Source organism: Ostreiculturibacter nitratireducens (genome assembly GCF_032670585.1).
GTDB classification, from domain to species: Bacteria; Pseudomonadota; Alphaproteobacteria; order Rhodobacterales; family Rhodobacteraceae; genus Ostreiculturibacter; species Ostreiculturibacter nitratireducens.
Window position 1 is genome coordinate 922,134 of the sequence record NZ_JAVQHL010000002.1, and the last position, 25,125, is coordinate 947,258.

Genomic DNA, 25,125 nt, shown 5'->3' on the forward strand with positions numbered 1-25,125 from the left:
TCGAGCGTACCGCCGCCTTCTCCCCGACCAAGGCTTTCGCGCGCCCGCCCGATGCGGCGTAAAGCAGGTCGCGCGCCCTTGCTCATTTGTTCCAGTGAGCATCCGCCCAATAATCATGGCAAGTGAATTTTCTCCAAAACACGGTGAAGGAGTTTTCGGATTTGCCGATTAATCAGGTGACCTTTTCCCGCCGGAGCCGCTTCTGTAGGCTCCGCGCATGACCAGGCCAGCCCGATTCATCCACCTCCGCGTCCATACCGAATACTCGCTTCTCGAAGGGGCGGTTCCGGTGAAGAAACTGCCCGCGCTCGCGGAGGCGGGCGGCATGCCGGCCGTGGCCGTCACGGACACGAACAACATGTTCGCGGCGCTGGAGTTTTCGGTCACGGCCTCGGGGGCTGGGGTGCAGCCGATCATCGGCTGCCAGGTTGATCTTGCATACGAGGCGGCGGAGCCAGGGGGCAAGCCGAAGCTGCCGGCGCCCGTGGTTCTTCTGGCGCAGGACGAGTCGGGCTACCTGAACCTTCTGAAGCTGAACAGTTGCCTCTACATCGGCAAGGGCGGCCAACTGCCCCAGGTGACGCTCGAGGAGCTTGAATCTCATGCCGGCGGCATAATCTGCTTGACCGGCGGGCCGGAGGGGCCGGTCGGGAAGCTGCTTCAGTCGGGGCAGGGGGCGAAGGCCGAGGCGCTTGTGAAGCGGCTCGCGGCGGCGTTTCCGGATAGGCTCTACGTGGAACTCCAGCGGCATCCGGGCGAGGGCGGGGCGCTGACCGAGGCCGAGCGGGCAACCGAGCGCGGGCATGTGGAGATGGCCTATGCGCTGGGCCTGCCGCTCGTCGCCACCAACGACGTCTACTTCCCGAAGGCCGGCATGTACGAGGCGCATGACGCGCTGATCTGCATCGCCGAGGGCGCCTATGTCGACCAGCAGGAGCCGCGCCGGCGGCTGACCCCGCAGCACTACTTCAAGAGCGCGGACGAGATGGCCGCGCTTTTCGCCGACCTCCCCGAAGCCCTCGAGAACACGATCGAGATCGCGCGTCGCTGCGCCTTCGCCGCGAAGAAGCGGTCGCCGATCCTGCCGCGCTTCGCCGACGACGAGGTCGAGGAACTCCGGCGGCAGGCGCGCGAGGGGCTGAAGGCCCGGCTCGCGGTCATCCCACATGCCGCGTCGGTCGAGGAATACGAGAAGCGGCTCGATTTCGAGCTGGGGATCATCGAGCAGATGGGCTTCCCCGGCTACTTCCTGATCGTTGCGGATTTCATCAAATGGGCGAAGGCGCACGACATTCCGGTGGGTCCGGGGCGGGGTTCGGGCGCAGGTTCTCTCGTCGCCTATGCGCTGACGATCACCGACCTCGATCCGCTGCGCTACTCCCTTCTGTTCGAACGCTTCCTGAACCCGGAACGGGTTTCGATGCCCGACTTCGACATCGACTTCTGCATGGACCGGCGGGAAGAGGTGATACGCTACGTGCAGGACCGCTATGGCCGTGACCGCGTGGGGCAGATCATCACCTTCGGCGCGCTTCTGTCGAAGGCGGCGGTCAGGGACGTGGGCCGCGTGTTGCAGATGCCCTACGGGCAGGTGGACCGGCTGTCGAAGATGATCCCGGTCGAGGGGGTGAAGCCCGTCTCGATCGAGAAGGCGCTGGCGGACGAGCCGCGTCTGCGCGAGGCGGCGCGGGCGGAGGAGGTCGTCGACCGGCTTCTGACCTACGCGCGGCAGGTCGAGGGGCTTCTGCGCAACGCCTCCACCCACGCTGCGGGCGTCGTGATCGGCGACCGGCCGCTGGACGAGCTGGTGCCGCTTTACCAGGATCCGCGGTCGGACATGCCGGCCACCCAGTTCAACATGAAATGGGTCGAAGCCGCGGGCCTCGTGAAATTCGACTTCCTTGGGCTGAAGACGCTGACGGTCATCCAGAACGCGCTCGACCTTCTGAAGCTGCGCGGCGTCGAGGTGGATATCGGGCTGATCCCTCTCGACGATACGAAGACCTACGAACTCTACGCCTCGGCACGCACCGTCGCGGTGTTCCAGGTGGAAAGCTCAGGCATGATGGACGCGCTGCGGCGCATGAAGCCCACCTGCATCGAGGACATCGTTGCGCTCGTGGCGCTTTACCGTCCGGGTCCGATGGAGAACATCCCGACCTATTGCGAGGTGAAGAACGGGCTGAAGGATCGCGCCTCGATCCATCCCTCGATCGACCATATTCTGGAAGAGACGCAGGGCATCATCGTCTACCAGGAACAGGTGATGCAGATCGCGCAGGAGATGGCGGGCTACAGCCTGGGGGGCGCCGACCTTCTGCGGCGCGCCATGGGCAAGAAGATCGCCGAGGAGATGGCGAAGGAGCGGCCGAAGTTCATCGAGGGCTCGGTGAAGAACGGCGTTTCGAAGGAGAAGGCGGGCGAAGTCTTCGACCTTCTGGAGAAGTTCGCGAACTACGGCTTCAACAAGTCGCACGCGGCGGCCTATGCGGTGGTGAGCTACCAGACCGCCTGGCTGAAGGCGAACCACCCGGTCGAGTTCATGGCTGCGGTGATGAACTGCGATATCCATCTCACCGACAAGCTCGCGATCTACAAGCGGGAGGTGGACCGGCTGGGGATCGAGACGGTGGCGCCCTGCGTCAACCGGTCGGGCGCGACCTTCACGGTGTCGGAGGGGCGGATCGTCTACGCGCTGGGCGCGCTGAAGAACGTCGGCGTCGAGGCGATGAAGATGATTGTGGAGGCGAGGGGAGCGAAGCCCTTCGTGTCGCTCTTCGATTTCGCGCGGCGGGTGGACCTGAAAAGGGTGGGCAAACGGCCCCTGGAAATGCTGGCGCGGGCCGGGGCCTTCGACGTGCTCGACCGGAACCGCGCGCGGGTGTTCGACTCGCTCGACGCGCTTGTGGCCTATTCGGCCGCGGTGCACGAGGCGGCGGGTTCCGCTCAGGTGTCCCTCTTCGGCGAGGCGGGCGAAGACCTGCCCGAGCCCCGGCTTCCGAACCGCGACGACTGGCTGCCGACGGAGCGGTTGGGGGAAGAGCACAAGGCTATCGGTTTCTACCTGTCCGGCCATCCGCTCGACGACTACCTGCCGGCGCTCAAGCGCAAGAACGTCATGACGCTTGCCGAAATCACGGCGGCGGCGGAGCGTGGACCGCTGGTCGCGAAGATCGCGGGCAACGTCTCGGCGCGGCAGGAACGGAAATCGGCGCGGGGGAACCGTTTCGCCTTCGTGTCGCTGTCGGACCCGACGGGGCTCTACGAGGTCACGGTGTTCTCCGACACGCTGGAGCAGGCGCGGGCGCATCTGGAGCCCGGAAGCGCGGTCGTCCTGACCGTCGAGGCGACGATGGAGGGCGAGACGCTGAAACTTCTCGCCCGCGCGGCGCAGCCGATCGACGGCGTGGCGATGGACGCGGGTGGCGCGGGGCTGCGCATCCACATCGCGGAGGCGACGGCCGTCGCCTCCGTAGCCTCGCTGCTCGAACGGCTGAAAGGGGAGGCCAAGTCACGGTCGAAGGGGCCGATTGTCTTCTGCATCGCCGACCGGGAGACGGGTGACGAGATCGATATCTCGGTGGGTGAGGATTTCCCTGTGAACCCGCAGATCAAGGGCGCGATCAAGTCGATGGGCGGGGTGCTGACCGTCGAGGAGATCTAGATGCGGCCGCGCCGGCTTCTTCGCTGGCTGCGCCGTCTGGCCTTCGTCGTCGCAATTGCCGCGCTGGGTGTCTTGGCCGCGCGCCTTTCCTTCCCCTTGCCGTCGCTGGACGGCCGGGTCCCGTCGCAGGCGATCGCGGCATCGGAATCGACTGCCCTCGGCGCAGGGATTTCGCTGGTGGCGGCCGAGCATCCCGGATTGTCCGGCGTGGCATCGCTGCGTCGCGGGCCCGACGCTTTCGGGGCCCGCGTGACGCTGGCGCGCGCGGCGGAGTCCTCCATCGACGCGCAGTACTACATCTGGCAGCGGGATGTGACGGGGTTTTTGTTGCTCGACGAACTTCGCGCGGCGGCGGAGCGGGGGGTCCGGGTCCGGCTTCTCCTGGACGACGTGGGAACCGCGGGGCTTGATGCGGAACTTGCCGCGCTCGACGCGCTGCCGAATTTCGAGGTGCGGCTGTTCAACCCCTTCACGCTGAGGACATTGCGCTCGGCAGGATACCTTTTCGATGTCGTCCGGCTGAACCGGCGGATGCACAACAAGGCCTTCACGGTGGACGGGGCCGTCACGATCGTCGGCGGACGCAATGTCGGTGACATCTACTTCGCCCGCGCGGCCGAGGGGCATTATTCGGATTTCGATGTCCTGGTGGTCGGGCCGGCCGCGGCCGAGGTCTCGACGGACTTCGATGCCTATTGGGCGAGTGCGTCCGCCTATCCCGTGAACCTTCTGGTCGAGCCATCCGAAGGGGGCCTCGATAGCCTTCGCGAGGCGGTCGCAGGGGCTGCATCGGACCCGGCGGCAGAGGTGTTTCTCGACGCCGTGGAGGCTTCGACCCTGGTGCCCGGTCTCAAGGCCGGAGCGGCCGGGCTCGATTGGGTGGCCGCGCGCCTTCTGAGCGATGATCCGGCGAAGGCGCTTGGGCTTGCCGGGAAGGACGAGATTCTGATGGCGCGACTGTCCGAGGAGATGGGCAGGTCGGTGCGCGGTCTCGACCTCATCTCCGCCTATTTCATTCCAGGCAGGCGGGGCGCCGCGTTGCTCGCCGGCCTCGCGGAGCAGGGGCTCCGCGTCCGGATCCTCACGAACTCGCTCGAGTCGACCGACGTGCCACCGGTTCATTCCGGCTATGTCGAATACCGCGACGAGCTGCTCGATGCCGGGGTCGAGCTTTACGAGATGAAGTCGACGACCGTCCCGCGCGAGGATGCAGACCATTTCGGCGTCCTCGCCTCCGCCACGTCGAGCCTCCATGCGAAGGTCCTGACCATCGACGGCGAGAGGGTCTTCGTCGGCTCGTTCAACTTCGATCCCCGGTCCTTCTTCCTGAACTGCGAGATGGGGATCCTGATCGACAGCGTGGCGATCGCGTCCGAGTTCGACGGGATCTTCGACGAGCGGGTACGGGTCAATGCCTACCGCGTGATACGCGCCGAGGACGGCGGGACGGAATGGATCGAGACGCTGCCGGACGGCGGAGAGGTCACCTACGGCTCGGAACCCCGGACGACGTTCCTCGAACGGGCGGCGGTCGCGGTGATCGGCTGGCTGCCGGTGGACTGGATGCTCTAGCGCCGGATCCGGTTCGCGAAGAGGCGGGCCACCGTCACGGCGAGGATGATGCGGGCGATGTGGTGGGCGGTGACATAGAGCACGCTCATCTGGAGCGAGAGCGCGATGAGTGCCATTTCGGCAAGCCCGCCGGGGGCGAAGGCAAGGAAGACGGCCGCCGGCGGTTCGTGGACGTGGCGGGCGAGTACGAAGGCCACGGCGGTCGCGGCGCCGATCGTGAGCGCGACGTTCAGCACGGCGAGACGGACGCCCGTCACGAAATGCGAGGCCGGCGTGCCGGCAAAGCGGACGCCGAGGCTCGTGCCGATCACGACCTGGGTGAGCGCGATGAGCCAGCCCGGCGGAACCGTCGCCGTAAGGCCCGCAAGGTGCGCCGCGCCGGAAAGGATGATGGGGCCGGTGATCATTCCCGCAGGCAGGTTCGACTTCATGCCCAGCCAGGCCCCGACGATCGCGGCGGCGGCGAGGATCAGGGCGTCCTGGATCGTCAGCGGCACCGTCGTCGCGCCCATGGTCGTGCCGCCGGCCGAGCCCACGGCATGCCCGGTGATCCAGGTGAATGCGAGCGGCACCAGGATGATCGTGAGGATGAGCCGCAGGAATTGCAGCATCGTCAGCATGCGTGGATCGGCTCCCATCTCCTCCCCCATCTGCACCGCTTCGATGAGCCCGCCGGGCGCGGTGCCGAAGTAGGCGGTGATCGGGTCCACCCGCCCAGTCGCGCGGAGCGCGCGGTAGCCGACGAAGTGGACGGCCGGGATGAAGAGACAGAGCGCGAGCAGCGATGGCCACCAGAGCTTCGCTTCGCTCAGGATATCGGGGCTGAAGGCGCCTCCGATCGCGACGCCGATGATGGGGATGAAATACTGCCGCAGTTTCTGGGGCACTTGGGGCAGGTGGCCTGCAAGCTTCATCCCGGTGACCGACGCGGTTCCGACGGCCAGAAGCGAGCCCAGCAGCATCGGCAGTGGCAGGTGCAGCGCCTTCGCCGCGAACCCGCCCACGGCGCCAAGCGCGTAGCTCAGCATCACGGTTCGAAGGTGAAGTCCTTCAGCGGATTGCGGAAGTCGGAGGGCCATCGGGTCGGTCGGCAGCGTTCGGCTCGCGCAACGTGACAGGCGGGACGCCCACCGGCAAGCCCCTACCAGTGCGGCGGCTTCTGGTCGGCGAGCGGGATCGAACCGCCAAGTTCGGCCTCGCGCGCGGCCTCGCGTTCGAGGAGAAGCCCGAGGCGGCGTTTCAGCACATCGACCTCGCGCCCCTGGCGGGCGACGACCTCGGAAAGCTCGTCCGTCAACTTCATGAGGTGGGCGATCTGTTCTTCCGCCCGTTTCAGCCTGTCTTCCATGGTCGTGCTCCCTGGCGGTCCGCGGTCCTTCTACGCCCGGCAGTTCGTCGCCGCATCCTTTTTTCGCGCCGCTTGTCCCTTTTCCCCCCATCCGCTACACCCGCGCCGAATAGGCGAAGGCACAGGCTATGGCGAAGGACAAAGGGCCCAGACGACCGCGCGCGGAAACCCCGAAGGGATTCCGCGACTATTTCGGCGCCGAGGTGACCGAGCGCAAGGCGATGCTCGACACCATCGCCGAGGTCTATCACCGCTACGGCTTCGACCCCTTGGAGACGGCGGCGGTCGAGACGGTGGAGGCGCTGGGCAAGTTCCTGCCCGACGTGGACCGCCCGAACGAGGGCGTCTTCGCCTGGCAGGAAGAGGACGGCGACTGGCTGGCGCTGCGCTACGATCTGACCGCGCCGCTCGCCCGCGTGGCCGCGCAGTTCCGCAACGACCTTGCCGCGCCCTATCGCCGTTACGCGATGGGCCCGGTCTGGCGCAACGAGAAGCCGGGGCCGGGGCGGTTCCGGCAGTTCTACCAATGCGACGCCGACACGGTCGGCGCGGCCACGGTCGCGGCGGATGCGGAGATCTGCGCGATGCTCGCCGACGCGCTGGAAGCAACGGGCATCCCGCGCGGCGACTACATCGTGCGGGTGAACAACCGCAAGGTCCTGAACGGCGTGATGGAGGTGGCGGGCGTCCTCGACCCCGCGGACCCCGAGCGCTTCGCGCATGAGCGCGGGATCGTGCTGCGCGCCATCGACAAGCTCGACCGGCTTGGCGAGGCGGGCGTGCGCGCGCTTCTGGGCGAGGGCCGCAAGGACGAGTCGGGCGATTTCACCCAAGGCGCCGGGCTGTCGGCCGAGCAGGCGGAAATCGTCATGGGCTTCATGGAAGCCAAGCGCGCCGACTGGGAAGCGACGGTGGGCCGCCTGCGGGAACTCGCCGGGGCCTCGGCCACCGGTCTCGAAGGCGTTCAGGAACTCGAGACCATCGCGGAACTCCTCGAGGCGCAGGGCTATGGGCCCGAGCGCGTCGACATCGATCCCTCGGTGGTCCGCGGTCTCGGCTATTATACGGGGCCCGTGTTCGAGGCAGAACTGACCTTCGAGATCCTCGACGAGAAGGGCCGCAAGCGTCAGTTCGGCTCCGTCGCTGGCGGCGGGCGTTACGACGATCTCGTGAAACGCTTCACCGGGCAGTCGGTGCCGGCGACGGGTGTCTCCGTCGGCGTGGACCGACTGCTCGCCGCGCTGCGGGAAAAGGGGCGTGTCGGCACCGACACGCGTGGACCGGTGGTGGTGACCGTGATGGACCGCGACCGGATGGAGGACTACCAGGCTATGGCCGGCGAGTTGCGCCGTGCCGGGATCCGGGCGGAAGTCTACCTCGGCAATCCGAAGAACTTCGGCAACCAGCTCAAATACGCGGACAAGCGCAATTCCCCGGTCGCCGTGATCCAGGGGGGCGACGAGGCGGAGCGCGGTGTCGTGCAGCTGAAGGACCTCTACCTCGGTGCCAAGATCGCCGCGGAGGCGACTCATGAGGAGTGGAAGGCGCAGCCTGCCCAGACCGAGGTGCCGCGTGCGGCGCTGGTGGCAGAGGTCAAGCGCCTCCTCGGGGGCGCGTGATGGCGGGGAAGGTTGAGGCGCGGGCCCAGGCCGAGCGGCTTCTCACGGCCTTCCGTGCCGCGGGCGCGGTTCCGGTCGAGGCCGACATCCTGCAGCCGGCGGAGGTTCTTCTGGACCTCTACGGCGAGGATATCCGGTCGCGCGCCTACGTGACCCGGGACCCCCTCCGGGGAGAGATGATGCTGCGCCCGGACTTCACCGTTCCGGTGGTGCGGATGCACATGGAGGAGGGCGCCGAGCCTGCGCGCTACTGCTACCTCGGCGAGGTGTTCCGGAAACAGGAACATCGCAGCGGCCGGCCGGCGGAATTCCTTCAGGTCGGCTACGAGATCTTTGACCGCGTCGATCCGGTCGCGGCCGACGCGGAGGTGTTCGCGCTTTTCGCCGAGCTTCTCTCGCCTCTGGACCTGCGGGCGGCGACGGGGGACATCGGCATCCTCATGGCCGCCGTGAAGGGCCTCACGACGACCGACCGGCGCAAGGCCGCGCTCCTGCGCCACATATGGCGGCCGGCCCGGTTCCGGGCGCTTCTGGAACGGTTCGGCGGGCTTGCTCCTGTGCCACCCGCGCGCGCGGCGCTGATCGCGCAACTCGCGAGCGGCGAGGTGCCGGAGAGCGGCGCACCGCAGATCGGGCTCCGCAGCCCCGAGGAGATCGCGGACCGCCTTTCCGCGCTGGCGGAGGACGCGGCCGCGCCGCCAATCGCGGCCGAGGAAGTGGCGCTTCTGGACGACATCCTGGACCTTCGCGCGCCCGCACCGCAGGCGCTCGACCGGCTGCGCAAGATAGCCGACGAATTGCCGCCGATCCGTCCGGCCGTCGAACGGCTCGCCGCCCGGCTTGATGCGCTGGCCGCTCTTGGCGTGGAGGTGGAAACGCTCGACTTCGAGGCGAGCCACGGCCGCACGACGCTCGAGTACTACGACGGCTTCGTCTTCAGCTTCCACGCCGCGCAGGAGGGTCTGCCGCCCGTCGCGAGCGGAGGGCGTTATGACGCGCTCACGGCGGTCCTGGGGCAGGGCAATTCGATCCCGGCGGTCGGGGGCGTCGTGCGCCCCGCGCTCGTCGCCGAACTGGGAGGGATCGGCTGATGCTCAAGCTTGGCGTGCCATCCAAAGGCCGGCTGATGGACCAGTGCTTCGACTGGTTCGGCGCGCGCGGCATCCAGCTGCGCCGTACCGGATCGGAGCGCGAATACGCGGGTGCGGTCGACGGCGCGGATGGCGTGGAACTCGTCCTCCTTTCCGCCTCGGAAGTGCCGCGCGAACTGGCGGCGGGGCGCATCCACCTCGGCGTGACCGGGTCGGACCTCGTGCGGGAGACGCTGGCGGACTGGGAAGACCAGGTGGCGGAACTCGCCGGTCTCGGATTCGGCCACGCGGACCTCGTGATCGCCGTACCGGCCTGCTGGGTCGATGTGGACAACCTCGACGACCTCGACGCGGCGGCGGCCGCGTTCCGGCGCACGCATGGCTTTCGGCTGAGGATTGCCACGAAGTACCACCGCCTGGTGCGGGACTTCCTGCGGAAGAACGGGGTCGCGGATTATCAGCTGGTCGACAGCCAGGGTGCGACCGAGGGAACGGTGAAGAACCTGACCGCGGAAGCTGTGGCGGATATCACCTCGACAGGCGAAACCCTCCGCGCGAACCACCTGAAGATTCTGTCAGACGGTCTGGTCCACCAGAGCCAGGCGACGCTATACGCTTCGCGCGCGGCCGATTGGGGGAATGGTGCCCGGCCGGCTCTCGCGGGCATTGCCGACAGGCTAGGGCTTCACCTGCCCGAAGGTTTGTGATCACCGGATCGGACGAGCCCGACGGGCGAGGCTTCAGCGCAGGCCGATCTCGGCAAGCGCGGTGAGAAGCTCGCGCGGAAGCGCTTCTTCCGTCGTGCGCCCCTTTGGAAGGTCACGCGGACTGTCCTTCGGGTCGAGGTAGCGCCAGCCCTGGAACGGGCGCCTGGGCATCGCCTCGGTCCGGACGACTTCCGGGTCGAGGACGATGGCGCAGCGGGTGATGCCGTCGGCGCCCGGGCTTTCCTCCAGTCCCACGATACGCTGGCGGGCCAGGATCACGCCCTTGAACACCCAGTAGAGTGAACCGCCGTTCAGCACCTCTTCGGCGCGTTTCGGCCACATCCGGGTGACGTGGACGGGGTTCGCCTTCCCGTAGCGCGCGGCCTGCCACGAGGTCAGGTCCTCGACCTTCTCCGCGCCCACGCAGAGCTTCACGAGATTCACGTAGTCGGCCACGGCAGCACCCCTATCCCTCGGGGATCATAGCGGTCCGAACCGCGAGATCAAGTTGACCGGTCCTGCGTCGCGGCGTATCTTCGATCCTCCCCGCAACGCGCCAAGGACTCCTGACATGACCCGTTTCGCCGCCCCGATCGCCGAGGCTATCTGGGACATGAAATATCGCTTCAAGGATGCAGATGATGCAGCCGTCGACCTTACGGTCGAGGACAGCTGGCGCCGCGTTGCCCGTGCTCTCGCGTCCGTCGAGAAGGAGCCGGCGGCATGGGAAGAGAAGTTCTATGGCGCGCTTGAGGACTTCCGGTTCCTGCCGGCGGGGCGAATCCTTGCGGGGGCGGGCACCCAGCGGTCGGTGACGCTGTTCAACTGCTTCGTGATGGGGACGATCCCCGATTCGATGGGCGGCATCTTCGACATGCTGAAGGAAGCCGCGCTGACCATGCAGCAGGGCGGCGGGATCGGCTACGACTTCTCGACCATCCGTCCTCGCGGCGCCGAGGTGCACGGCGTGGCGGCGGATGCCTCCGGGCCCCTGTCCTTCATGGATGTATGGGACGCGATGTGCCGCACGATCATGTCGGCGGGCTCGCGGCGCGGTGCGATGATGGCGACGATGCGCTGCGACCACCCCGATATCGAGGCCTTCATCGAGGCAAAGCAGGACGCCGCGCGCCTCAGGATGTTCAACCTGTCCGTTCTGGTGACGGACGACTTCATGTCGGCGGTGAAAGCCGACGGGCCATGGGAACTGCAATTCGACGGCAAGGTCTGGCACACGGTCCAGGCGCGCGATCTCTGGAACAAGATCATGCGCGCGACCTACGACTACGCCGAGCCGGGCGTGATATTCATCGACCGGATCAACGCGATGAACAACCTCGCCTATTGCGAGACCATCGCGGCCACCAACCCCTGCGGCGAACAGCCCCTGCCGCCCTACGGCGCCTGCCTTCTGGGTTCGATCAACCTCGCCCGCCTCGTCAAGGACCCCTTCGAACCCGAAGCGTCGCTCGACGCCGACGGACTGGACGACCTCGTGCGCGTCGCTGTCCGGATGATGGACAACGTGGTCGATGCCTCGCGCTTCCCACTCGCGAAGCAGGCGGAGGAAGCGGCCAACAAGCGGCGGATCGGGCTTGGTGTCACGGGCCTCGCGGATGCGCTCCTGATGGTGGGGTTGCGCTACGGGACCGAGAAGGCCGCGAAGCAGACCGAGGCGTGGATGCACCGGATCGCGCGGTCGGCCTACCTGGCCTCTGTCGATCTCGCGCGCGAAAAGGGTGCCTTCCCGCTCTTCGACGCGGACAAGTATCTCGCCTCGGGCAACATGAAGCAGATGGACGCCGACGTGCGCGAGGCCGTGCGCAAGCACGGGATTCGCAACGCTCTCCTGACATCGATCGCACCCACGGGCACGATCAGCCTTTACGCGGGCAATGTGTCTTCAGGGATCGAACCGGTCTTTGCCTATGCCTACAAGCGCAAGGTCCTGCAAAAGGACGGCTCGCGGACCGAGGAGGAGGTCGTCGACTACGCCGTGCATCTGTGGCGGGAGAAGTTCGGCGACGCGCCGCTGCCGGACTACTTCGTCGACGCCCAGACTCTGCCGCCCCTCGATCACGTCCGCATGCAGGCTTCCGCGCAGCGCTGGGTGGACAGCTCGATTTCCAAGACGATCAACTGCCCCGAGGACATTTCCTTCGAGGATTTCAAGGACGTCTACATGGCGGCCTGGGACCAGGGCTGCAAAGGCTGCACGACCTACCGTCCGAACCTCGTGACCGGATCGGTCCTCTCCGTCTCCGAGAAGGAGGAGAAGGCGCCCGAAGCGGACCGGGGGGCCGAGGTCGTCTATCTCTCCGAACCGCTGGACCGTCCGGCGGCGCTCGAAGGGCAGACCTACAAGCTCAAGTGGCCCGACAGCGAGCACGCGATCTACATCACGGTGAACGACATCGTCCAGGGCGGGCACCGGCGGCCGTTCGAGGTCTTCATAAACTCGAAAAACATGGAACATTACGCCTGGACCGTCGCGCTGACGCGGATGATCTCGGCCGTGTTCCGGCGTGGCGGGGACATCTCCTTCGTCGTGGAAGAGCTGAAAGCGGTCTTCGATCCGCGTGGCGGGGCCTGGATGAACGGACGTTACGTGCCCTCGATCCTCGCGGCGATCGGCGGCGTGATCGAGCGGCACCTCATCTCCATCGGCTTCATCGACGGCGAGGGGCTCGGCCTCAAATCAGATCCCAAGGCGCAGGTGATGAAAGTGGGCGAGGCTCCGCGCGGCCCGGCGTGCCCCTCCTGCGGGCAGTTCGGCATGCAGATGGTCGAGGGCTGCATGACGTGCCCCCACTGCGGCTACTCGAAGTGTTCTTGAGTCGGGTCTGAGCCAGTGCTGTTGTTGTAGGACCCGAGAATAAATGACCATTTCCGGGGTTTTTCGACCACTCCGGCACAAGTCAAATGACCACCGGTCGCAGAGCGATCGGTGGTTTTTGTTTTATATCAATGCGTTGCTTTCACTTCGAAGCACTGCAGCTTCTGGATGCCGCCGCGCCAAGGATCCGCAAGCTGCAGTGCTTGACCAGATCGCGCCGCCATGACCTCTATCCCGCCACACCCGGGTTCTTCTCTCATCGCGCTTCTGCCCTGACCGCTCTGGTGCGGCGGGCGCCGTGGCGGCGCATGCCGCTACTGTTTCGGAAAGGACCATACCCATGCCCCGCATCCCCTTCATCGCGGCCCGCTTCCCCGACCTGGACCAGTCGAAGTATGACATCGAGACCCGGCTGAGCCGGCACCTCCGGGCCCTCCGCGTCCGCAAGGCGGAAGCGCAGGTCGACGATCCGATCAGCGACGCGCTGGAAGAGGACCTGGGCAACGGCTGGCGACGGCCGACGGATCTCGGCGAAGACGACCACCGGCGCATCCGGCGCCGTGCCGCGGCGCTCGTCGCCCGGCGCGAGGCGGCCTCCAGGCTGGGCCACCTCAGGAAGGAAGAGCGCGAGCAGCTTTCCGTCCTGCGCGACGGGGTGCGCCTCGTTTCGATCCCCAGCGAACAGCGGGCCGACGAGCTTGCCGCCGAGCTTCATGCCGAGATGCCCTGGTTGGGGCAGGCGACCGAGGCGGTCTGGCATGCGATGCGCGCCTCGGTCCGCGCGGGCGCAGCCGGATTCCGGCTGCCGCCGCTCCTGCTCGATGGCCCTCCGGGCATCGGCAAGAGCACCTGGGCACAGCGCCTGGCATCGCTGGTCGGCACCGCGACGATGCAGATCGACGCCGCCTCCGAGGCCGCCGGTTTCGCCGTCGCGGACTGCCAGCGCTGCTGGTCCAGCGCCGCGCCCGAGCGGCCGCTCGAACTGATCCTGCGCCAGCGCATCGGCAATCCGATCATCGTGGTCGACGAGGTCGAAAACCCCGGCAGGGTCACGTTGGCCGGGGGCCGCGCCCATGACCTGACCGATGCGCTGCTGGGCCCTCTGGAGCCCATGACGGCCCGGGGCTGGGCCTGCCCCCATTTCCGCGTGACCTTCGACATGGGCTGGATCGGCTGGGTCATGACCTCCAACGACTGGCGACACCTGTCGCCCCCCTTTCTCAGCCGCTGCCGGCTGATCCGCCTCGGCCCCCTCACGCGCGGAGACGTGCGCGGCTTCGTCGAGAGGGAAGCCAAACGCCGCGGCATCGAGGGCGAGACCGTTGAGATGATCTTCGAAGCGTTGGCCCGGTGCGCGACCCAGCCGGACCTGCGCAGCCTGAACCGGCTGCTCGATCACATTGCCGAACTGCAGAACCGTCCGCCCCTGCACTAGGATCGGGTCGATTTCAGATGAGACACAGATGACGAAGACCTTGATCCTTGCCGACCTTCATCACGACTTCTGGCGCCAGGCCGGGCGCGATCCGCTTGAACACGCGGACTTCTCGGGGCTGGACCGCTGATCATCGCCGGAGACCTGGCGAACAAGTCCTGCGTGCGCTGGAAGCCCGCGCTCGAGGCGATCGGGCGGCACATCCCGCTCGACCGCGTCCACATCTTTCCCGGCAACCACGACTACTACGACGGGCGTCTGGACCGCGACGACAAGCTCGAAGCGATCACGCAGGACGTCAGCGCGCATTTCGCGCAGAAGCAGGAGATCGTGCAGGGCGACACCCGTTTCCTCTGCTGCACGCTCTGGACGGACATGTGCCTTGGCGAGGACAACGCCGACCGGAACGCGCGGGAGGCCGCGACGCGGATGAACGACTACCGTTACATCCGCATTGAAGCCGAGAACTACTGCCGCGCCAAGCCGAGGCACACCATCGCCGTTCACCGCGACCATCGCGCCTGGCTCGAGAGCCGCCTGAGCACCCCGTTCGACGGGCGGACTGTTGTCGTCACCCATAACGCGCCCCATGCGCTCAGCCTCTCAGACAACGCCCAGGTCGGTCCAGCCTACGCCTCCGATCTGAGCAGCCTCATCGAGCGGCACGCGCCCGACCTCTGGTTCTTTGGTCACACGCACCACGGCGCGTCGTTCCGATGTGGCAGGACGGAGTTCCGCAACGTGTCCGTCGGCTATCCCGACGCTCATGGGCGTGCGCCCGCGCTGGATCAGGGATGGCCGGGGTTTCTTGGAGCAGAAGGCAGATGATTTGGCGCCGTGGGAAACCGAACACCCTGACAGGGCGCGTGAACTCGCGGCCAGGCAGGTCTTCAGGCGGGCGCGACTTGTGGCGTGGACAGCAGAGCGAACGGGACGCCGCCGGATGAGCGCCTATGATTCAGTTCCGGAAGTCCTCGGTGTGACGATTGACGGCAGGGCGCCAACGCCAATCGAACTCATGCGCCTCATCAAAGAAGGCCTGCCCAGGAGCGCGCTGCTTTCGATTGCGGCGACGATCGGCGCGTCGCCTGCCGCGATCGTCGCGGGTCGCGAGCCCGGGGCGGCGCGCGCGCGGCGAAAGAGCCAGGCAACGCTCACGCCCGCCGAGGGCGCAGTTGTGGCGCGGCTCGCGGCGGTGTGGCCCGTCGCGCTCGAGATCTGGGGCGATGGAAACGAAGCGCGCGCGTTCCTCAACCGGCCGCATCCGCTGCTCGAAGGGCGCTGCCCCCTCGATGTCATTCTGCAAGGCGAGATCGGCCGAGCGCTCGTCGGGGAGATCCTCGAGCGCCTGCGGCATGGCAGCGCCGGCTGACCGTGCCGCTCCAAGCTTGCCATCGAAGCGAGGGTTTCGAGCGAGAGGCCCGGTCGCTGACCAACGATGCGATTTGATCGAAGACGTCGGGCGTTTTGCAGCAAGCCGCCAACCTCGGAAGCCAGCCAATTCGCTGCAGGAAGGGGGGAAGCGGTCATTCGCTGCGATTTGCACTGATGTCAAACCGCCTGAAAAAACGGACTACTGTGATTAGTGATTTGAACACCAAGATTGGCGTTCCCGACGCTCGAGACCGCGGGCTGAAGCGGCCCGTCAGGCCATCAGCGCCACGAAGGCCGCGACGCCCGCGAGGAGTGCCAGACCGAGCCCCATGAAACGCCGCCTGAGGCGACGGTCGAGCCGCGAGGCGCCCTCGGAATAGTCGAAGCGCTCATAAATCACCCGGTCCATCGGCAGCCCGAGGTCGATCAGCCCGTCGGCGACCGCCGTCACCATCGGCCCCGGCCCGCAGATGAGCGCGACAGTCCGCTCCGGGTCGAGCCCGCGGAGCATCTCCGACAGCCGGTTCCGGTCGAGCCGCCCGATCTCCCCCTGCCAACCGTGAGCCTCCTCCTCGCTGAGAAGAAGCGTTTCGAGATCGAGCGCCGATCGCACTGCGGCGATCTCATCGATGCAGGCAAGGTTTTCCGGCCTGCCGGCGGCATAGGCGAGGCGGATGGGATGCCGGTATTCCTGCGCCACGAGATCGCGGAGAAGCCCGAGAATCGGCGCGATGCCGACGCCACCCGCGATCAGGAGGACGGCATCCTCGCCATGTTCCTCAAGCGTGAAGCTGCCGTAGGGTCCGTCGATCCCGATCGGGGTGCCGGGCGCGAGCGTCCCGATCTGCTTTGTGAAGTCGCCTGCCTCCTTGACGACGAGGCTAAGGCCCGGACGCAAGGGGCTGTCGGCGATGGAGAAGGGATGATCGAACAGCGGGAAGCGCCGGACGCCCTCCGTCATCCAGACAAACTGGCCTGCGCGGTAGCCGAGCGGCGGCGTGCCCTCGGCGGGCTGGATGTCGAGCTCCCACATCCGGTCCGCCACCTTGGTGACCGAGGCGAGCCGCCATGGCCGCAGGTGCAGCCGCGCCCAGCGCAGCCCGTAGAGGACGACGACGACGCCGACGGCCGCCGCGCCCATGGCCCACCAGTAGCCGTTCAGAAGTCCCGCGGCGCTGAACCGGCCGGCGCTGACCGCGTGGTGGAGCCCCGCCCCCAGCACCACCGCGGCGAGCACGAGATGAGCGGCGCGCCATGCCTCGTAGCGCAGCGGCAGGCGCGCGCGGAGGGCCGAGCCCACGACCAGCAGGACGAGCACCGACAGCGCGACGACGCCGCTGCGGTAGTGCGGCAGCGTGTGGTAGGCCCAGAGCCGCTCGCCCCCCAGCCCGGGATCGGCGAGGAAGGTCGGAACGACGTAGATCACGGGATGCAGGAGGAGGGCCAGCAGAACCCACCATGCGGTGGTCTTGTGAAACGCCATCACGCGGTCGATGCCGAGACGCCCCGAGACGATCTCGAACCGGCCCGACGTTACGGACTGCACTGCCATACCCGCGAGTCCGACGAGGCCGAGTCCCGCCGCCGCGAGCCCCCAGCCGGACGTCGCCACGACGTCCCGCGTCGCGGCGAGGACGAGCGGCGCGAGGCAGACCACGGGATAGAGCACGGCCACGGCCCATGCCGGCAGACGCGGCGTTCTCCGGCCGTCCCCGGAATTTGCGCCGGTCGCTTTGTCCCGCATGTCGCGTCTCCTTCCATCCCGGGCCCGATTCAGGACCCCGGCGGCGCCTCGCGTCCTTGATTTGGATTAAGGCCGCCGGGCTCGGGCATGGCACACTCGCGCGCACCTTGTCCAAGGGAGGCCGCCATGCGCATGTTGCGTATCCTGTCGTCAGTCGCGGCGGTCGCGATCGCGGCTGCCGCCCCGATCGCCGCGCAGGACTTCAGCCTGACCGAGATCACCGAGGCGTGGCTCATGGGGCCGCATAGCGGCTACCACTCGCCCTCCTTCACCCACTGGAACGAGGACGGCGAGATCCCGGCGGCCTGCGCCGCTTGCCACTCCGAGACGGGCATGCTCGACTGGCTCGGCGCCGACGACACACCGGCGCTTTCGGTGGAGCATCCCGGCACGATCAACACGGTGATCGGCTGCGCCACGTGCCACGTGACCGAGGCTGAGACGCTCGACGCGGTGCCCTTCCCTTCGGGCGTGACCATAGGCGGCCTCGGCGCCTCGGCCAACTGCACGATGTGCCACCAGGGCCGCGCCTCGACCGATCGGGTCCTGTCCGCCATCGACGGGATGGATCTCGACACGGTGTCGCCCGATCTCGGCTTCATCAACGTCCATTACGGCATCGCGGCGGCGGTGATGCATGGCGCGGAGGTGCGGGGCGGCTTCCAGTATCCGGACCACGCCTACGCCGGGCGCTTCGCCCACGTCCCGAGCGCGGGCACCTGCGTCGCCTGCCACGAACCGCATACGACGGAGGTCGCGACCGAGGGCTGCATCGCCTGCCACGATGGGGTGAACGACATCACCGCCATCCGCACCCGCCACGCCGATTTCGACGGCGACGGCTCGGCCGGCGGCGGCATCCGCACGGAGATCGAAGGCCTGCACGCCATCCTCGGAACGGCCATCGCCGAATACGCGCGCGAAGTCTCGGACGCGCCCATCGGTTACGCGCCGGACAGCTTCCCCTACTTCTTCAACGACAGCGACGGCGACGGCACGATTGGCCCCGAGGAGGCCGCCTTCCCGAACCGCTACGCCAGCTGGACTCCGCGTCTTCTGATGGCGGCCTACAACTACCAGGTCGTGGCGAAGGACCACGGCGCCTGGGTCCACAACCCGGCCTACGCGATACAACTCCTCCACGACAGCATCGTGAGCCTCGCCGAACGCGTGGAGGTGGAGATCGGAGGGCTGACCCGGCCGTGAGGATGCTGCCTCGACGGGACCGGTCCCCGGGCGGGGACTCTCACCGACTGCCCTTCGCGCCGACCGTGATCCTGCGCGGATGGTGCCCCCAGAGAAACCCGCGACCTTCAGATTGCCCGGTATTTCCCATGTGACGGTGCTGGCAGACGGACTTGTCATACACCAAGAGTGAAACCAGCCCACATAATTGGGGCAGGCAATGGCCTGGTTGGGTGCGAAGGTGGTATTCGCCGCGCACGTCACGGATGTCGGCTCAGGGCCGTTGAGGGACGAACGCCTTGCTCGCCTCCCGCCTCTATGCCGCGACGCGGAGAAGGTCAGGTCCGAGCCCAAAAGCGGACTTTGCCGATCGTCAATCTTGCACTGCCGCACCGGCCGGTGGGCGGGTGCCGGAGAAGCGGGTGAATCGGCTCCATGTCGGATGGCATGTCGATCGGTATTGACGGGTCTCGAATGCGGGTATCACGTGACCTTGCGCGCGAGGAGAGGGGAGGCAACCATGTGGATCGATCCGGAAATCGCGGGTTACGTCGACGGACCCGGCGGGCGCACCTGGTATCGGCAGAACGGGCTACAACCGACGCGCGCGGCCGTTCTGGGCATTACTGGCGGCCCCGGAATGTCGCATCATTATCTTATGGCGCTTGCGGCGCTCGATGACCTGCAACCCGTCGTCCTCTACGACCAGCTCGACACCGGAAACTCCGACCGGCCGGGCGACCGGTCGAACTGGACCATCGATTACTACGTCGATGAGATCGAGCGGGTGCGCGCGGCACTGGGATTCGAGAGACTTATCCCGGCCGGGCATTCTTGGGGCGGCCTCCTGGCCTACGAATACGCCCTCAAACATCCCGATCGCACGGCGGGGCTTATCCTCGTCAGCCCCTGTCTCAGCGCCGAACGGTGGAGCAGGGATGCCCAGGAGTTGATTGCCGGGCTGCCCGACTACTTGCAGCGGCTCATCCGGGAATGCGAAGCCGACAACGACTTCGACAACCCGGGCTATCAGCACGCAAACGAAGTGTTCATGAAGCGACACGTCCGGCGCAAGGGAGACAGGCCCCCGCATCATGCAAGGTCGGGCGAGTTGTTCAACGAGGCGCTGTACAACTTCATCTGGGGGCCGAGCGAGTTTACCGCGCGTGGCGTCATCCGCGACTACGATGGTCTGGACAGGATTGGAGAGGTGTCGGCGCCCGTGCTCTTCGTGTGTGGTGAACATGATGAAGCCCGGCCCGACACGTTGCGCGCCTTCGCCTCGATGATGAAAGACGCCACCGTCGTCGAGATCCCGGAGGTGGCGCATCTTTCCTTTGTCGAAGATGAGCCCGCCTTCCTAGGCGTCGTTCGGGATTTCCTCGAGCGCCGGTTCCCTTGACCGACGTGTAATGAGGCGGGCAGGAGCCAACTGATCTGGCACACGCTCCGTCCCGCATGACGTGAATTCGGCAACCATCAGATTCCGCATCTGCGGCGAATGTCGGAAATGCGGGCTGCAACCGCGGCGTTCGAATGGTGTGCTGGAGGGCGGCTGTGGGTCGCCAGTGACGGCGGCCCAAGTTCTTAGATTTCCACGCTCTCAGAGATCGCCAGAGCGTCTTCGAGCTCGACCCCGAGATAGCGGACAGTGCTGTCCATCTTGGTGTGACCGAGCAGGAGCTGGACAGCCCGCAGGTTGCCAGTCTTCCTGTAGATGTGGGCGACCTTGGTCCACCGCATGGAATGCGTGCCGTAGGACGTGGGTCCAACCCGATGGAACTCACCCAGTCCCGCACGAGGCGGGCGTATTGCCGCGTCGAAATATGCAGACGTTCGTGAAACCGGCCCGGCCAAAGATACTCTGAGCCAACCATCAGCGGTTCCTCCATCCATCGTGAGGGCGACTTGTTCGTGCCCTCCGTGATCTCAAAACGCACCGGCCTCTGCGTCTTACTTTGCATGATCGAGGCGCGCTCCTTGACGTGGCCGGAGGCGTAGACATCGGCCACCTTCAGCTTCACCAGGTCACAACCACGCAGCTTGCTGTCGATAGCGAGGTTGAACAGCGCCAGGTCTCTGAGATTCTCGGCGATCTCAAGGCGAACGCGGATGGCCCAGACGTGCTTGGGCATCAAGGGTCGCTTCTGGCCGACGACACGGCCCTTGTTCTAGGCAGGTCGGCAGGCTCGAATGGCAGGTAGGTTGGCAATTGTCATGGCGGCTACTCCGATCCGCCGCTCCCTGCCACAACTCCAACCCGACGTTGGCACTATAGCCTATCATCGTGAAGTGCGTCGGCAGAGAAGGTCAGGTCCGAGCCCGAAGCGGTCGCATAGGCCCGGCCCGCGGATACCTGAACGCAACTCGGTGGGACTGTCTTGTTTGGACATCTTGGCCACCGAAGTTTCATTACCCGCCCGGAAGTGCTGCTTCCGGCAGATCTATTCGCTCTTCAACAACGCGTCGGAGACTAGAGCCTTTATGCTCGTGTCTTCGGCCACCTCGGCATCAAGGCGGATCTGATCGCCGACCGCGCTGACCAGGTTGCCTCTGTCGTCAAAGCTAACCTGAAGTTCGCCCAAGGTATTGCCGAATGGCCATGCATGGACGATCGGAACGCCGTTTTCCGTGGTCGGGTACGGCCCCTGTGAGGGTTTGAGTGTGTTCGACAAATAGGTGTGGGTATGACCGCCGACGATCACGTCTATGCCGGTCGTTTCGCGCGCTATGCGTTTGTCAGCTTCGTAGCCGGAGTGGCTCAGAACGATGATCTTGTCCACGCCGTCCGCGGTCAGCTTGTCGACTTCTGTCTGCACGGCAGTGACAGAATCGCTAATGGTAATGTAGTCGACATCTCTCCAGTAGGTGCTTCCTTCTGGGGTAAGACCGATGATGCCCAGCCTTTCACCCCCTCGCTCGATCACTGTCGACTTCTGCACCGCACCCACAAGAAGGGGCGCCTCCGAAAGATCGGCATTCGCCATCAGAGCCGGAAATTCCAGGCGGTCAAGGAAGGTGCGCGTAATTTGAGGACCTTCGTCGAATTCGTGGCTCCCCAGCGCCATCGCGTCATAGCCCATCCTGTTCATCAGTTCGGCCAGCAACTTTGGCCGCGCGTTGCTGGGGTCGTTTAGGCTCGGAAACTGATCTCCGGCATCAAGTAGCACGGTGTTGTCCGAGCGTGCCCGCGCCTCGGCGATCGCGGTCGCAAGCCTGGCAGACCCCCCGAAGCATTTCCCGGCGTCGTTCTCGTCGGCTGGGCAGTCTCTGTCGAAGAAGTCTATCGGTCCGAACTGAGAGTGGAAATCGTTGGTGTGCAGGATCGTCAGGCTGTAATCGGCATTCGCCGCTCCTGCGCCGAGCGACAACACTGCCAAAGATGCGAGGACAAGGCTTTTCATTGAGCTGCTAGGTTCGTCCTCGGTACAGTCTGACGCAGACAGAACCAGTATGTCACAATGCTTCCTTGGCCCAAAGTCTGTTTCGTCCCGCACTGCGGTCCTATAAAATCCTGAAATGCTGCGCTGACGACGAACGGCCGCTTTAAGTCAGTTGCGCCGCAGCACGCTGCGCCCTGCGAATGTCCGGATTGGGCCGTCCATGTCGATCCAGTTGTTGTGTGTCCTGACAACAACTCGCCGCGCCGCCGCAAGGTGGCTTCGAGCCCGGAGCTGCCATTGTTAATGCGTCAGGGCATAAGTAGACGGATAACGCTGAGTTCGGTCGAAGTCGGTCTGATCAGAATGAAGAGACTGGAAAATTCGCTTTGCTCGATTGAAACGTCTTCCGGCACGCCGAAGCTTTCCAAGATGCGAGGAATCGTCTCGGCATGAGCAACAACCAGAACCGTGTCATCTTCGTGATCGAATTCAAGGACATCAACTAGACCGGCGATGTCGCCTCTAGGTAGGGTTGAGTATTGCAGGCCGAGTGCCTCGGCTACAATTTGACCAGTTTGTCGGGTGCGTAGCGCGTCCGACGTAATGATGGCATCGAGGCCGACGTGCTGCAGCATTTCGGCCCAATGAGCCGCGCGCTGCCGTCCCTCGGGTGTCAGCTCTGGCTCCTCACCGGTAAGTTCTTTCTCGCCGTGTCTGATCAGATAGACCGCTTCCTGAGCGGCAACGGAAATACTGCTCGCAACGAGCACGAGAAGTGAGACGCAGATTGCACGCATCATTTTCACGGACCTGAGCTGTCAGTCTTCCGGCCAGCCTTGCAGCTTGGTCTCACGAAAACAATGGATACCGTACCTCCAACGAGGCCCGCTCCGTCCCGCATTTCGGACACACAGCAGAACTCGGACCGAGCGCCAGCAGCGAATGTCTGCTTCGACGGGCTGCTATGCAGAACACGATGAGCGGATGAACGGCGGGAATGGGCCGGTTCCGGACGCTCCAAAAAGCGGGCGTGAAGCTGTCGTTCTCTGCGCACGGCACCAACGACAGCTAAGCGGGACCAAGTGGACGTTCAGCCCTCTGGTGGCAAGGCCGCCTGCAGTCACGGGGGGCAGCTAAGTTGGAACCATTGGAGCCAGCCATCCGCCGGAAGAGCCGTTTTGCGTTGGTGCCGCCCGACAACGGCGTCTGTCTCTTTCGGCTGATCCTGTCGGGCGACGCTCCTCAGTCCTCGCGAAGTTCAAACGTTTGGCGACAATCTGAGTTGGGCCAGCATCTGGCCGCTGTCGATGACACCCCAGTGCTCTCGCAGCTTGCCATCCTCGACACGCAGAATATCGACCCCATCGACCTCGAACACGCGGCCCGTCGGTCTTTCGCCAAGGAATTCGCCATGGTGGGTGCCACTGATGCGGACGATGGCTGCGACCTTGCCATCTTCCTCGAAGACCCTCAGCGGCTTGATCGCCAGGTCGGGAAAAGCGGCCTTCATCTCCGCCGTTCCCGCCCGGAACCCCTCGCGCGTTGCCGGGTGTCCGGGCCATGGCGCATGGTCGAGGAAATCTTCCGACATGAAGTGTTCGGTGGCTGAGATATCTCCCGTTTGAAAGACGGTTTCATAGAACTGCTTCACGACGTCGATTGCAGCTTTGGTCATGTCGATCTCCCTTTTCAGTCGTCGAGATACCCATTGGAATCTCTGAGCGAAGGAGTAATTTTTTGCGGATGTGCAAAACAGTCCTATCTTTGCGAACCAATTTTGCAATAATGCAATCATGGACTGGGATGATCTAAAATACGTGCTGGCATTACATCGGGCGGGCACCTTGGTGCGGGCCGGGAAGCTTCTGCATGTGAACACCAGCACCGTCGGCCGTCGCATCCTCGCGCTGGAGCAGAGTCTGGAAGCCAAGCTTTTCGATCGCATAGGCGGAGGCTACCAGTCGACACCCGCCGCACTGCGCGTGGTTGCATGCGCAGAGGAAATGGAGTTGCAGGCCAATGCGATGCACCGGCAGATCAAGGGGCTGGACAACCGCGTGGAGGGTTCCGTGCGGATCACGGCACTGGACAATTTTCTTGATGCGATTGTCGTGCCCGCACTGCCCGAGTTCTTGCGGCGAAATCCAGAAATAGAGATAACCTTGGAGTCAGACTTGCGGTTGTTCGAGCTGACCGAAGGGGACGCCGACATAGCAGTTCGATCCGTGAAGCCGGTCAAACCCGAACTGGTCGCCCGCTCACTAGGATCCTTTCCCGCCGGCTTCTACCAGCGGCGCGGAATGAACTGGGCAGGCAACCTTCCGCTGATCGGACTGCCCGCCAGACCCGAACATGCTGCGTACAATGACAGCCTTGTAGCGAAAGTCCCGCGAGGCAGGATTGTCGCGCGAGCCAACACCGAGGCACGCATCACCGAACTGGTGAAGCTTGGCGTAGGAATCGGATTCATCGATTGTTTTGTGGGCGAGCTTGACCCCAGCCTGGAGCGGATACCCGGATTTGGCCTCGCCATGGCCGAGGTTTGGGCCATTGCCCATGTCGATATGCGGCGCTCGCCGCGGGTGCTCGCCACCTTGGACTTCCTCAAAGACGCAGCCGCCCGCGCATCGTGGAAGAATGTGCCGTAGCCATCTGCTTGGCGGCCTGCGCGTTGCCGTGCGCCCGATCAAGCGGCCCCTTTGGTCGTCGGGTCCCCTTTTTTTCGACCGCAGGCTGGTCGCCGTGAGGTCGCCTTCAAATAGGTCGCGTCGATCATCACCGTCTTCGGAACTGCCGCCTCGGACGCCAGGCCTTCCACCATCCGGGCGAAGATGCCCTTGTCGCCCAATCGCTTCCAGCGGTTGTAGAGGGTCTTCGAGGGACCATACCCCCTGGGCGCATCGCGCCATCGCAACCCATTGCGATTAATGAAGATAATGCCGCTCAGCACACCTCGGGTCATCGACGCGCGGCTTGCCGTGGCTCTTGGGAAAGAAAGGCCGAAGCCGAGCCATCTGCGCGTCCGTCAGCCAGAAAAGGTTGCTCATCGTTCGGTCTCCTTGCGGAGCCTGAATCATCCCGCCAGCGCGAGACCAATAGGTCTTGAGCCCAAATGCTACAAGCTTCAGCCGTCCCTGAAGCGCTTGTTCTACTTATTCCAAAATGAG

19 protein-coding genes and 2 pseudogenes are annotated in these 25,125 nt (G+C 65.5%); 12 read left to right on the forward strand and 9 right to left on the reverse strand.

From position 1 onward, the window contains the following. Positions 1–217 precede the first annotated feature (217 nt). Both dnaE and ABCN56_RS11830 read left to right on the forward strand, forming a co-directional pair. Positions 218–3,664 carry a DNA polymerase III subunit alpha gene (gene dnaE, locus ABCN56_RS11825; RefSeq protein WP_343080996.1) on the forward strand — a complete coding sequence of 1,149 codons (3,447 nt, stop codon included), beginning with the start codon at positions 218–220 and terminating at the stop codon, positions 3,662–3,664. Next, on the forward strand, positions 3,665–5,236 hold the full coding sequence (locus ABCN56_RS11830; RefSeq protein WP_343080997.1) for a phospholipase D-like domain-containing protein: 1,572 nt from the start codon (positions 3,665–3,667) through the stop codon (positions 5,234–5,236). On the opposite strand, the gene ABCN56_RS11835 is transcribed toward ABCN56_RS11830, so the two are convergent. Then, positions 5,233–6,264: an AbrB family transcriptional regulator gene (locus ABCN56_RS11835; RefSeq protein WP_343081487.1), complete on the reverse strand. Its 1,032-nt coding sequence runs from the start codon at positions 6,262–6,264 to the stop codon at positions 5,233–5,235. The two genes, ABCN56_RS11830 and ABCN56_RS11835, sit on opposite strands and share 4 nt — an antisense overlap. 113 nt (positions 6,265–6,377) lie before the next feature. Next, a complete protein-coding gene (locus ABCN56_RS11840) occupies positions 6,378–6,584 on the reverse strand; it encodes a SlyX family protein (RefSeq protein ID WP_343080998.1) in 207 nt (68 codons plus the stop codon). Positions 6,585–6,712: 128 nt separating this feature from the next. Here ABCN56_RS11840 and hisS point away from each other — a divergent pair, with 128 nt between their 5' ends. Genes hisS through hisG form a run of 3 tightly spaced genes read left to right on the forward strand, consistent with a single transcriptional unit; the run spans position 6,713 to position 10,001 of the window. Then, positions 6,713–8,203 carry a histidine--tRNA ligase gene (gene hisS, locus ABCN56_RS11845; protein ID WP_343080999.1) on the forward strand — a complete coding sequence of 497 codons (1,491 nt, stop codon included), beginning with the start codon at positions 6,713–6,715 and terminating at the stop codon, positions 8,201–8,203. Next, positions 8,203–9,294, forward strand: a complete 1,092-nt coding sequence (locus ABCN56_RS11850; protein ID WP_343081000.1) for an ATP phosphoribosyltransferase regulatory subunit — start codon at positions 8,203–8,205, stop codon at positions 9,292–9,294. Before hisS ends, ABCN56_RS11850 begins: the two co-directional genes overlap by 1 nt. Then, positions 9,291–10,001: an ATP phosphoribosyltransferase gene (gene hisG / locus ABCN56_RS11855; RefSeq protein WP_343081488.1), complete on the forward strand. Its 711-nt coding sequence runs from the start codon at positions 9,291–9,293 to the stop codon at positions 9,999–10,001. Before ABCN56_RS11850 ends, hisG begins: the two co-directional genes overlap by 4 nt. Before the next feature lie 33 nt (positions 10,002–10,034). On the opposite strand, the gene ABCN56_RS11860 is transcribed toward hisG, so the two are convergent. Continuing rightward, positions 10,035–10,457, reverse strand: a complete 423-nt coding sequence (locus tag ABCN56_RS11860; protein WP_343081001.1) for a DUF1489 family protein — start codon at positions 10,455–10,457, stop codon at positions 10,035–10,037. Positions 10,458–10,572: 115 nt separating this feature from the next. Here ABCN56_RS11860 and ABCN56_RS11865 point away from each other — a divergent pair, with 115 nt between their 5' ends. The 4 genes from ABCN56_RS11865 (at position 10,573) to ABCN56_RS11880 (ending at position 15,644) form a co-directional block, all read left to right on the forward strand. Beyond that, positions 10,573–12,837: an adenosylcobalamin-dependent ribonucleoside-diphosphate reductase gene (locus tag ABCN56_RS11865; RefSeq protein ID WP_343081002.1), complete on the forward strand. Its 2,265-nt coding sequence runs from the start codon at positions 10,573–10,575 to the stop codon at positions 12,835–12,837. A gap of 340 nt (positions 12,838–13,177) precedes the next feature. After that, the gene (locus ABCN56_RS11870; protein WP_343081003.1) at positions 13,178–14,272 is read left to right on the forward strand and encodes an AAA family ATPase; all 1,095 of its coding nucleotides are present in this window, start codon (positions 13,178–13,180) and stop codon (positions 14,270–14,272) included. 162 nt (positions 14,273–14,434) lie between these two features. After that, positions 14,435–15,100 carry a metallophosphoesterase gene (locus ABCN56_RS11875; protein ID WP_343081004.1) on the forward strand — a complete coding sequence of 222 codons (666 nt, stop codon included), beginning with the start codon at positions 14,435–14,437 and terminating at the stop codon, positions 15,098–15,100. Positions 15,101–15,215: 115 nt separating this feature from the next. Next, positions 15,216–15,644, forward strand: a complete 429-nt coding sequence (locus ABCN56_RS11880) for an antitoxin Xre/MbcA/ParS toxin-binding domain-containing protein (RefSeq protein ID WP_343081005.1) — start codon at positions 15,216–15,218, stop codon at positions 15,642–15,644. A gap of 273 nt (positions 15,645–15,917) precedes the next feature. On the opposite strand, the gene ABCN56_RS11885 is transcribed toward ABCN56_RS11880, so the two are convergent. Continuing rightward, positions 15,918–17,390: a ferredoxin reductase family protein gene (locus ABCN56_RS11885; RefSeq protein ID WP_343081006.1), complete on the reverse strand. Its 1,473-nt coding sequence runs from the start codon at positions 17,388–17,390 to the stop codon at positions 15,918–15,920. A gap of 126 nt (positions 17,391–17,516) precedes the next feature. Between ABCN56_RS11885 and ABCN56_RS11890 the strand changes: the two genes are divergently transcribed. Both ABCN56_RS11890 and ABCN56_RS11895 read left to right on the forward strand, forming a co-directional pair. Beyond that, positions 17,517–18,596: a polyheme membrane-associated cytochrome C gene (locus ABCN56_RS11890; protein ID WP_343081007.1), complete on the forward strand. Its 1,080-nt coding sequence runs from the start codon at positions 17,517–17,519 to the stop codon at positions 18,594–18,596. A gap of 499 nt (positions 18,597–19,095) precedes the next feature. Continuing rightward, on the forward strand, positions 19,096–19,977 hold the full coding sequence (locus tag ABCN56_RS11895; protein ID WP_343081008.1) for a proline iminopeptidase-family hydrolase: 882 nt from the start codon (positions 19,096–19,098) through the stop codon (positions 19,975–19,977). A 185-nt stretch (positions 19,978–20,162) separates the two neighbouring features. Here the strand turns inward: ABCN56_RS11895 and ABCN56_RS11900 are convergent. From ABCN56_RS11900 to ABCN56_RS11915, 4 genes and pseudogenes are all read right to left on the reverse strand, one after another. After that, a pseudogene (locus tag ABCN56_RS11900) lies at positions 20,163–20,794 on the reverse strand (tyrosine-type recombinase/integrase). A 225-nt stretch (positions 20,795–21,019) separates the two neighbouring features. Beyond that, a complete protein-coding gene (locus ABCN56_RS11905) occupies positions 21,020–21,979 on the reverse strand; it encodes a metallophosphoesterase (RefSeq protein ID WP_343081009.1) in 960 nt (319 codons plus the stop codon). 287 nt (positions 21,980–22,266) lie between these two features. Then, the gene (locus ABCN56_RS11910) at positions 22,267–22,758 is read right to left on the reverse strand and encodes a SixA phosphatase family protein (protein WP_343081489.1); all 492 of its coding nucleotides are present in this window, start codon (positions 22,756–22,758) and stop codon (positions 22,267–22,269) included. Between the two features lie 458 nt (positions 22,759–23,216). Beyond that, a complete protein-coding gene (locus ABCN56_RS11915; RefSeq protein WP_343081010.1) occupies positions 23,217–23,633 on the reverse strand; it encodes an ester cyclase in 417 nt (138 codons plus the stop codon). A gap of 118 nt (positions 23,634–23,751) precedes the next feature. Between ABCN56_RS11915 and ABCN56_RS11920 the strand changes: the two genes are divergently transcribed. Then, positions 23,752–24,606, forward strand: coding sequence for a LysR family transcriptional regulator (locus tag ABCN56_RS11920; RefSeq protein ID WP_343081011.1), 855 nt, complete (start codon positions 23,752–23,754; stop codon positions 24,604–24,606). A 27-nt stretch (positions 24,607–24,633) separates the two neighbouring features. Here the strand turns inward: ABCN56_RS11920 and ABCN56_RS11925 are convergent. Continuing rightward, a pseudogene (locus tag ABCN56_RS11925) lies at positions 24,634–25,005 on the reverse strand (transposase); the annotation flags it as partial. Positions 25,006–25,125: the final 120 nt, after the last annotated feature.